Source organism: Bradyrhizobium sp. (assembly GCF_004799445.1).
In the GTDB taxonomy this organism is placed as follows: Bacteria; Pseudomonadota; Alphaproteobacteria; order Rhizobiales; family Xanthobacteraceae; genus Bradyrhizobium.
Map to the genome: position 1 here is coordinate 1 of NZ_SSNA01000008.1, position 2,196 is coordinate 2,196.

The window sequence follows — 2,196 nt, forward strand, 5'->3', positions numbered from 1 at the left end:
GCTTCGAGGCGCTGGTGTTCAAGGCCTCGCGCGGCATCGAGGACATCTACGAGCTGACCTATATCCGCAAGGACGGCAGCCGGTTCCCGGCGGTGGTGTCGGTCACGGCGCTGCGCGACGCCAAGGACGTCATCATCGGCTATCTGCTGATCGGCACCGACAACACCGCGCGCAAGCTGGTCGAGGAAGAGCAAAAAAAGTCCGATCAACGGCTGCGCGACCAGCAATTTTATACCCGCTCGCTGATCGAATCCAACATCGATGCGATCATGACCACCGATCCGTCCGGCATCATCACCGACGTCAACAAGCAGATGGAGGCGCTGACCGGCTGTACGCGCGACGAGCTGATCGGTGCGCCGTTCAAGGGTTACTTCACCGATCCGGAGCGAGCCGAGGCGGCGATCAAGCGCGTGCTGAGCGAAAAGTCGGTCACCGACTACGAGCTGACGGCGCGCGCCCGTGACGGCAAGCAAACCGTGGTGTCCTACAACGCGACCACCTTTTACGACCGGAACCGGACGCTGCAGGGCGTCTTCGCCGCGGCGCGCGACGTCACCGAGCGCAAGCGGGTGGAGGCGGAATTGCAGCAGGCCAAGGCCGCCGCCGAGAGCGCGAGCCGGACCAAATCGGACTTTCTGGCGAGCATGAGCCATGAGATCCGAACGCCGATGAATGCGATCATGGGCATCGCGGACCTGCTCGCCAAGACCTCGCTCACCTCCGAGCAGGACAAGTATGTGCAGATCTTTCGCCGCGCCGGCGACAACCTGCTCAATCTCATCAACGACATCCTCGATCTCTCCAAGGTCGAAGCCTCGCAGCTTGAGCTGGAGCGGACCGGCTTCTCCCTGAGCGATCACCTGGAGAAAGTCATGGAGATGGTGGCGCCCCGGGCCCATGAAAAAGGCCTGTCCATGGTGTACGAGATCGCGCCGAACGTGCCCAACGACCTGGTCGGCGACCCGACACGGCTGCGCCAAGTGTTGCTCAATTTGCTGGGCAACGCGATCAAGTTCACGCAGTCGGGCGAAGTGACGCTGCGAGTGGCGCCGGATGCGAACCCCTCGGTCCCGACCGCCTTGCGGTTCACGGTCTCGGACACCGGCATCGGGATTCCGCGCGCGAAACTGGGCCAGGTGTTTGAGCGCTTTACCCAGGCCGATTCATCCACCACGCGCAGATTCGGCGGCTCCGGGCTGGGGCTGACGATCTCGAAGCGCCTGGTTGAACTGATGGGTGGGCGGATCTTTGCCGAAAGTGAAGTCGGGAAAGGCAGCGTGTTTGCCTTTGCCGTACCATTCGAGATCTGGGCTCCGATCAGTCGGCCGATCACCGTGCCGGTCGGCACCGGTCCCGAGACCACCTTGCGGGCGTTGCGTATTCTGCTGGCCGAGGACTCTCCCGACAACTGCATCATCACGATGGCCTATCTGGAGGACACGCCGTACCGGGTTGAAATCGCCGGGACCGGGGCCATCGCCTGTGAAAAATTTACCGCCGGAGATTACGATCTGGTCCTGATGGACCGGCAAATGCCTGTCATGGATGGCTTGACCGCGACGCGGGCGATTCGTGCGTGGGAACAGGCCAACGGCCGGCCGCCCACGCCGATCATTGCATTGACGGCCTCCGCCTTGAAGGGCGATCGGGAAATGTGCCTGGCGGCGGGGTGCACGGCCTTTTTGACGAAACCAATCAAGCAAGAGGTGCTGCTGCAGGCGATCAGGGAGCACTCCATCCCCGCTCCTCCCTTATCAGAGGAAGAAAGCAAGCGGATGGACCTGATGGTTCTGCGGGTTGAAGCCAAATCCGCGCACCGGATCCCTGCCTATCTGCAGAACTGCAAGCAGAATGTCATCGTGATGTCGGACGCCCTGGATCGCGTTGACTTTGAAACCGTGACGAGTCTGGGGCACCAGATGAGGGGCTCCGGGGGCATGTTTGGATTTCCGGCCATTACCGACATCGGCATCGCCATTGAACTGGCAGCCGAGAACGCTGACGCCGATACGTCGCGGAAGTGGCTGGGCGCATTGTCGATCTATCTGGACGGTATCGAGACCACCGCCAGCTAGAACGTGATGGCTTTTAGTTGAATCGACGCATGCGCGCGTTCGGTCACCTCGCCCCGCCTGCGGGGAGAGGTCGATCACGAAGTGATCGGGTGAGGGGGACTATCCGCGAGTCCGGCTT

Annotated in this window: 1 protein-coding gene; it reads left to right on the plus strand. The window is 62.0% G+C overall.

Annotation, left to right across the window (positions count from 1 at the left end):
* Positions 1-2,078: ATP-binding protein (locus tag E8A46_RS00405; RefSeq protein ID WP_291556030.1), on the plus strand; the 2,078-nt coding region annotated here is incomplete at its 5' end.
* Between the last annotated feature and the right edge of the window lie 118 nt (positions 2,079-2,196).